The sequence below is a fragment of the Lactobacillus sp. UMNPBX19 genome (genome assembly GCF_002553805.1).
In the GTDB taxonomy this organism is placed as follows: domain Bacteria; phylum Bacillota; class Bacilli; order Lactobacillales; family Lactobacillaceae; genus Lactobacillus.
Genome location: NZ_PCYR01000163.1, coordinates 1 through 361 on the forward strand (window position 1 = coordinate 1; position 361 = coordinate 361).

Annotated in this window: 1 pseudogene; it reads left to right on the forward strand. The window is 43.8% G+C overall.

The features are described 5' to 3' along the window. Positions 1-361: pseudogene (locus tag CP370_RS09610) on the forward strand (ATP-dependent Clp protease ATP-binding subunit ClpC); the annotation flags it as partial.

Below are 361 nucleotides of genomic sequence, written 5' to 3' on the forward strand. Positions count from 1 at the left end.
GCGATTGAGCGTTTAGACTTTGAATTAGCTGCAGAATTGCGCAAAAAAGAAATGAGTCAAAAACGCCGTATTGACAAGCAGTTAGATGCACAAGCCACGAATGATGGTGATAGTGAAAGTCAATATGATCTTGTCTTATCACTGCATGATATTGCCGAGGTGGTTTCTGAGCAAACAGGTGTTCCTGTGACGCAGATGGAAAAATCAGAAAAAGATCGCCTAATGAACTTAGAGAAGGTATTGCATAATCGAGTTGTCGGCCAGGACGAAGCTGTTTCGGCAATTGCGCGTTCAATTCGTCGGGCACGTTCAGGTTTGAAAGATCCAAAACGCCCAATTGGAACATTCTTGTTCCTAGGGC